The sequence below is a fragment of the Methylibium sp. T29-B genome, assembly GCF_000576225.1.
GTDB lineage: Bacteria > Pseudomonadota > Gammaproteobacteria > Burkholderiales > Burkholderiaceae_C > Methylibium > Methylibium petroleiphilum.
Genome location: NZ_AZSN01000184.1, coordinates 1 through 6535, shown reverse-complemented (window position 1 = coordinate 6535; position 6535 = coordinate 1). Strand labels below are relative to the sequence as shown.

General features: G+C 72.2%; 6 protein-coding genes and 1 pseudogene. 2 read left to right on the top strand and 5 right to left on the bottom strand.

From position 1 onward, the window contains the following. Both Y694_RS18935 and Y694_RS18930 read right to left on the bottom strand, forming a co-directional pair. Positions 1–684: thioesterase family protein (locus Y694_RS18935; protein ID WP_036235337.1), on the bottom strand; the 684-nt coding region annotated here is incomplete at its 3' end. Next, a complete protein-coding gene (locus Y694_RS18930; protein ID WP_036235333.1) occupies positions 681–1643 on the bottom strand; it encodes an alpha/beta hydrolase in 963 nt (320 codons plus the stop codon). The genes Y694_RS18930 and Y694_RS18935, both read right to left, overlap by 4 nt. A 64-nt stretch (positions 1644–1707) precedes the next feature. Between Y694_RS18930 and Y694_RS18925 the strand changes: the two genes are divergently transcribed. Continuing rightward, on the top strand, positions 1708–2844 hold the full coding sequence (locus tag Y694_RS18925) for an iron-containing alcohol dehydrogenase (RefSeq protein ID WP_036235329.1): 1137 nt from the start codon (positions 1708–1710) through the stop codon (positions 2842–2844). Here Y694_RS18925 and Y694_RS18920 read toward each other — a convergent pair. From Y694_RS18920 to Y694_RS18910, 3 genes are all read right to left on the bottom strand, one after another. Next, the gene (locus Y694_RS18920; protein WP_036235327.1) at positions 2814–3071 is read right to left on the bottom strand and encodes a hypothetical protein; all 258 of its coding nucleotides are present in this window, start codon (positions 3069–3071) and stop codon (positions 2814–2816) included. The two genes, Y694_RS18925 and Y694_RS18920, sit on opposite strands and share 31 nt — an antisense overlap. A gap of 115 nt (positions 3072–3186) precedes the next feature. Continuing rightward, positions 3187–3426, bottom strand: coding sequence for a DUF1653 domain-containing protein (locus Y694_RS18915; RefSeq protein WP_036235325.1), 240 nt, complete (start codon positions 3424–3426; stop codon positions 3187–3189). A gap of 48 nt (positions 3427–3474) precedes the next feature. Further along, positions 3475–4566 carry a patatin-like phospholipase family protein gene (locus Y694_RS18910; RefSeq protein ID WP_036235323.1) on the bottom strand — a complete coding sequence of 364 codons (1092 nt, stop codon included), beginning with the start codon at positions 4564–4566 and terminating at the stop codon, positions 3475–3477. Positions 4567–4603: 37 nt separating this feature from the next. Here Y694_RS18910 and Y694_RS18905 point away from each other — a divergent pair. Beyond that, positions 4604–6345, top strand: a pseudogene (locus tag Y694_RS18905) (glucan biosynthesis protein G). Positions 6346–6535 lie beyond the last annotated feature (190 nt).

Genomic DNA, 6535 nt, shown 5'->3' with positions numbered 1-6535 from the left:
CCGGCCGCCGCGCAGCGGCCGGCGCACCGCCATGCGCCCGATGCGGGCCAGGCCCGGCGCCTCCTGCGCCAGACGGCCGGTTGCCAGCGGGAAGCCCAGGCGGTTGCAGGCCACCGCATGCAGCGCGGTGGCATCGGAGGCGTCCCACTCCATCGCGGCCGGGATGCGCTGCTCGTCGATGAAGACCTCGGTGCGGATCGAACGCGCCGCCTCGCCCAGCGTGGACCAGTCCCCGGTGCGGACCTCGAGCATGGACTGGCCGGCCTCGAAGCCTTCCAACACCTCGCGCAGCGCCGGCGGCACCGGCCGGCTGGTCTGCGTGGCCGGGTCGGCGAACACGTAGACCAGCTCGCCGCTGACCAGCAGGTCGTTGCCGCGCATCACCGCGCCGTGGAACAGCAGCGATGAGGTGCGGATGCGGGTGCAGCGGATGCCGATGTCGAGCACGTCGTCGTAGCGCGCCGAGCCCTGGTAGTCCAGCGTCGCCTTGCGCACATACAGGTCGCCGCCGAAGTGCTGCATCGACTCGGCGTAAGGCAGGGCCAGCGCACGCCAGTAGTCGGCCAGCGCGGTGTCGAAGTACATCAGATAGTGGCCGTTGAACACGATCTGCTGCATGTCCACCTCGGCCCAGCGCACCCGCAGGGCGTGCAGGTGGCGGAAATCGCTGCGTTGGAGCGTCATGGCGAGAAGGCCTCCCTCAGTGCCTGGGCCGCCGCGGCGTGCGCCTGGCGCGCCTCCGGCACCGCGCGGCCCATCTTGATGAAATCGTGGACCACGCCGCGCCACAGCTCCAGCTGCACCGGCACGCCCGCGGCGCGCAGCACGTCGCCGTAGGCCACGCCCTCGTCGACCAGCGGATCGCATTCGGCCAGGCCGATCCAGGCGGGCGCGACACCGCCGTGGTCGGGTGCGAGCAGCGGGGCGAAGCGCCAGTCTTCGCGGTGCTCGGTCGCGATGTAGTGGCCGAAGAACCAGTCGATCAGCGGCCGCGCCAGCAGCACGCCCTCGGCAAAGCGGCGGTGCGAGTCGCTGTCCTGCCGGGCGGCGGTGCCCGGGTAGAACAGCAGCTGCAGCGCCAGCGGCAGAGCGGCATCGCGCGCCATCAGTGCGCACACCGCGGACAGGGTGCCGCCGGCACTGTCACCGCCGACCGCGAGGCGCGTGGCATCGAGCCCCAGCCTCGCCCCGCCCTCGCGCGCCAGCCACTGCAGCGCGTCCCAGGCATCGTCGACCGCGGCCGGAAAGCGGTGCTCCGGCGCAAGCCGGTAGTCCAGCGACAGCACGGCCGCGCCACCCTGCAGCGCGAGCTGCCGGCACAGGCTGTCATGGGTGTCCAGGCTACCGATCGTGAAGCCGCCGCCGTGCAGGTAGAGCAGCACCGGCAGGCGCGCGCCGCTCGGTGCATACAGGCGCGCCGGCAGAAGGTGGCCGTCGCGGGCCGGGACGAGCAGGTCCTCGACGCGCGCCAGCGCCACCCGCGGCAGATCCAGGATCTCGGCACCGAGCCGGTAGGCCTCGCGCGCGGCGTCGACGCTCATCGTGTGCAGCGGTGGCCGGCCGGCGCGGCGCATGCGGTCGAGCACGTCGCGCATCGTCGGGGTCAGTCCGTGCTGGGGCGGCTGGAAGGCGGCGGACGGCATCGGCCGCGAGCATACTGGCAGCCGCCGTTTCCGGCTCGAACCGCGCGCCCCGAGGCACTCCAGCATGGCCAGCATCTTCTACATCACCCAGGTCCAGTTCGATTTCGGCGCGGTGCGCGAGCTTGCTGCCGAGTGCGCACGTGTCGGCATCTGCCGTCCGCTCGTGATCACCGACGCCGGGGTGCGTGCCGCCGGCGTGCTGCAGAAGGCGCTCGACGCGATGAAGGACCTGCCCGTCGCGGTGTTCGACGGCACCCCGTCCAATCCCACCGAGGCGGCCGTGCGCGCGGCCCGCGAGGCCTGGGACGCGCACCGCGCCGACGGGCTGGTGGCCGTGGGCGGCGGCTCGAGCATCGACCTGGCCAAGGGGCTGGCGATCCTGGCCACCCACCCCGGCGAGCTGAAGACCTACGCCACCATCGAAGGCGGCTCGCCGAAGATCACCGCGGCGGCAGCCCCACTGATCGCCGTGCCGACCACCGCCGGCACCGGCAGCGAGGTGGCGCGCGGCGCGATCGTGATCGTCGACGACCACCGCAAGCTCGGCTTCCATTCCTGGCACCTGGTGCCCAAGGCAGCGATCTGCGACCCGGAGTTGACGCTCGGCCTGCCGTCCGGCCTCACCGCCGCCACGGGCATGGACGCGGTGGCGCACTGCATGGAGACCTTCATGTCGGCGGCCTTCAATCCTCCAGCCGACGGCATCGCGCTCGACGGCCTGGCGCGAGCCTGGGCCCACATCGAGCGCGCCACCCGCAACGGCGGCGACCGTGAGGCGCGGCGCCAGATGATGAGCGCGTCGATGCAGGGCGCGATGGCCTTCCAGAAGGGGCTGGGCTGCGTGCACTCGCTGTCGCACAGCCTCGGCGGCATCGACCCGCGGCTGCACCACGGCACCCTCAATGCGATGTTCCTGCCGGCCGTCGTGCGCTTCAACGCCGACGCCGACAGCGTGCGCGGCGAGCGACGCCTCGAACGCATGGCCCAGGCGATGGGCCTGCCCTCGGCCGGCGACCTGCCGGCCGCGCTCGTCGATATGAACGCCCGGCTCGGCCTGCCGACCGGCCTGGCCGCGATGGGGGTGGATGCGGCATGGCACGAGCGCGCCGTCACCGGCGCCCTGCTCGACCACTGCCACAAGACCAATCCGCGGCTCGCGAGCGCCGACGATTACCGGGACATGCTGGCCGCCTCGATGTGAGGCTCGGGCGCGCCGGTTGCGGCGGCCGAAGCCACGACCGGCGCCGCCGCCTCGCCGACGCGGTAGTAGCCGCGGTAGTAGGGCCTCGGGTAGGGCCGGTCGTAGCCCGGCCCGTAGATAGGCCGTTGCACCGGCACGACCGGCACCACATAACAGCCGCCCAGCAGGGCCGGGATCAGCAGCACGCCGAACCGGGCCCGGCGCCACAGGGAAAGGGAGTTGGGCATGAAGGGTCTCCGCAGCGGCCCGGGTGTCGGGCCCACCCCTTCTCAACGCCGTGCCGGACGGGGCGTTGATTGCTGCCAGGTAAAGACGACCGACGGGAGCGGTCCCGGGCGCTGCTCAGTCGATCGCGGTGCCGCCGTGCTCGAACGCGAAGCGCGGGCGCAGCAGGCCATCGACCATCAGCGATTCCGTGAACATCGTGAACGGCCGCACCCACAGGCCGTGGTCGCCGTACAGCGGGCGGTAGAGCACCAGCGGCTCGCGCGTCTCGCTGTGCCGCACGACGCCGAGCACCTCGTAGCGCGCGCCCTTGTAGTGGACGTAGGTGCCGAGCGCGATCTCGGGCAGCGGGGACAGCGGATCGTCGAGGCCATGCCGCGATTGTCGCGCGCCGCGCGGCTGGGCTCAGAGCGGCTCGACCGTCAACCGCGGCCCGGCCGCCACCGCCACAGCCAGGTCGTCGGCCAGCCGCTCGCTCTCGGCCACCGCTCGACGCCACACCGCCATGCGGCCGGCCAGGTCGGTGGCGTAACGCTTGAAGTCGCTGCGGTCGGGCAGCTTGCCGTGCGGCAGCGTGCGCACCCAGGCCGGGTCGGGCGCCAGCACCACCACGTTGTCGAGGAAAGGCGTGGCGTGGTGGCGGTGCTTCAGGGACTTGTCGAGCCAGCCAGGCACCACCGCCTTCTGGAAATGCGGGTACAGCACCAGGCCGGGTGCGGCGCCGCGGTTGATCGAGGGGTAGTTCCAGTGCAGGTGGTAGTCGGTGATGCCACCATCCCAGTAGGCTCCGGGCGGTGCGCCGGGGATGTCGTGCACCGCCTTCAGCGCGAACGGGATCGAGCACGACGCCAGCAGGGCCGGGCGGAAATTCTCCGCCGTCAGTCGCACCTGCCGGTGGCGCAGGTCGCTCAGGTCGACGGGTAGCGTCTCGCCCGGCGAGGAGAACACCACGCGCTCCAGCCAGGCGCCGAGTGTGCGGCGGCTGAGCGCGTTGCTCAGCAGCGCGCCGGCATAGCCGAGCGGCGTGCGCACGCGGCCCTCGCGTCCGAGCACGTGGCGGCCTCGCGAGGTGACGATGTGCAGGCGGTAGCGCCGATGGGCCAGCAGCGCCTCGACCTGTCCGTCGAAGAAGGCGCGCAGCTCCTGCTCGAAGCCGCGGCTGACCTGGGCCGCGTTCGGCAGCGTGCGGCCGGGGTCGAGTTCGTAGGTCTGCGCGATGTAGTCCTCGGTCAGTCGCGCGAAGCCGGCCCGCGGATCGGCCAGCGCGGCCGTCGCCATGCGCCACGCACCGATCGACGCCCCGGCGAGGTGGACCGTGTGCGTGCTGCCGGCCAGCCACTGCCCGAACAGGTAGCGGTCCATCGGCCCCAGCACCAGCCCCTTCGGACCGCCGGCGGCACCGGCGACCACCCGCACGTCCTGCGGCCGCAGGCCGTGTTCGGCCAGGTGGGCGCGGGCGCTGCGGCCGGCGTAGATGCGCAACGCGGGGGTGGTCATCGGCCGATGCTAACGGGCTGCGGGCGGCGTCGCCGCCATGCGTAGGCGGCGGCTACAGACGCAGTCGGTGGCCGCCGATGGCCGGCGCCGGCGCGTGCCACGAACATGCGTTCACACCCTCATTGTTCCGGGGGCTGCAAACCGAGCCAGTCCGCGCAACAATCGTGCTGCATTGCACCAATCGATCGATTCCCTCCACGATCCCGTGAACGCCGCCGCCCTCTCCCAGCCCCTGATGGGTCGTACCCGTTCACGCTCGGCGCGATCGCTGATCTGGGGCTGTGCCGCTGCGGGGGCCTTGATGGGTGCGAAGGCCCAGGCGGCCTTCGACCTGAACGGGCTGACCGAGCGCGCCCGGGCGCTCGCTGCCGCGCCCTACCGCGAACCGCCGCCCTCCGCGAACCCTCGCCTCGCGGCACTGAGCTACGACGACTACCGCGCCATCCGTTTCCAGCCGCGTGCGGCGTGGTGGCGTGATGCCGGCCTGCCCTTCGAGTTGCAGTTCTTCCATGTCGGCGGCATCCACACCCGCCCCGTGCGCGTGAACGAACTGGTAGATGGCCGAGAAGTGCCGCTGAACGTGCCTGCCGGCGCCTTCGACTATGGCCCGGCCGCAGCCGCCATGGCTGGCCAGGCGCAGGCCGAGCTGGCCGGTTTTCGCGTCCACCACGCCCTGAACCGACCGGGCTACAAGGACGAGTTCGTCGTCTTCCTGGGCGCCAGCTACCTGCGCGCCGTGGGTGCCGGCCAGCACTACGGCAGTTCGGCGCGCGGCATCGCCGTCGACACCGTCGGAGGTGCCGGTGAGGAGTTCCCGGTCTTCGAGGCGTTCTGGATCGAGCGGCCGGCGCGCGGCGCGCAGACGCTCACGCTGTACGCGCTGCTCAACGGCCCACGCGTCACCGGCGCCTACCGCTTCGAGCTGCGACCGGGCCGCGTGACCGAGGTGGCGGTGCAGGCCCGCCTGTTCCTGCGCGGCGCGGTCAGCACGCTCGGGATCGCCCCGCTCACCAGCATGTACTTCGGCGGCGAGAACCATCCGCAGCCGCTGCAGGCCGTGGGCGATTTCCGGCCCGAGGTGCACGACGCCGACGGCCTGTCGATCGAGAGCGAAGACGGCGAGTGGCTCTGGCGCCCGCTGCTGAACCCGGAGCGTCCCTTCACGACCAGCTTTGCGATGCAGGGCCTGCGCGGCTTCGGCCTGATGCAGCGCGACCGCGCATTCTCCAGTTACGAAGACACCGAGGCCCGCTACGAACAGCGGCCCAGCGTGTGGGTGCGCCCCGAGGGCGACTGGGGCGCCGGACGCGTCGAGCTGATGCAGTTCCACTCGCCCGACGAGACCAACGACAACGTGGTGGCGTACTGGGTACCGGCGCGCCTGCCGGCCGCCGGCGAGCCGCTGTCCCTGCGCTACACCCTGCTCTGGCAGGGCGCAGCCCCACAGGGGCCTCTGCGCCTGGGCCGGGTACTGCAGTCCCGCCGCGGTCGGGGACTGGAAGCCCCGCAGCCCGGCGAGTTGCAGTTCCACATCGACTATGCCGGCGGTCCGCTCGACACGCCGTCGGCCACCGTCCCGCCTCAGCCGTTTGTCACATCGAGTGACAACGCACGCGTCTTGCTAGCGAACGTCTACCGCAACCCGGCCACCAAGGATGGCGACTGAACCTGAAGGTCCAGCGCCTCGATGCCAAGCAGCCTGTCGAGCTGCGCGCTCACTTGAAGGACGGTGCCAACGTGCTCACCGAAACATGGACCTACGCCCTGCCCCCGGAATGAACGCCACCGTCACCCCCGCCCCCCTTGCGCCCCACGCCGGCGCGCACCGAAACAGCGCCCCCGGTCCGCCGAGGCAGCATGACCCCCGGTGCCCTGGACGGGCGTGCCGGCCGGGCTGGGCCGACTGTTCAGTGCCCGGGGCGATCGCAAGACACAGCCGGCGCCGGCCTGGCTCGCCGCGGCGACGGCG

Excerpts from the sequence above, each read along its gene's own strand:
- Y694_RS18910 (WP_036235323.1), bottom strand. The coding sequence starts at position 4,566 with ATGACCACCCCCGCGTTGCGCATCTACGCCGGCCGCAGCGCCCGCGCC.
- Y694_RS18925 (WP_036235329.1), top strand. The coding sequence starts at position 1,708 with ATGGCCAGCATCTTCTACATCACCCAGGTCCAGTTCGATTTCGGCGCG.
- Y694_RS18930 (WP_036235333.1), bottom strand. The coding sequence starts at position 1,643 with ATGCCGTCCGCCGCCTTCCAGCCGCCCCAGCACGGACTGACCCCGACG.
- Y694_RS18920 (WP_036235327.1), bottom strand. The coding sequence starts at position 3,071 with ATGCCCAACTCCCTTTCCCTGTGGCGCCGGGCCCGGTTCGGCGTGCTG.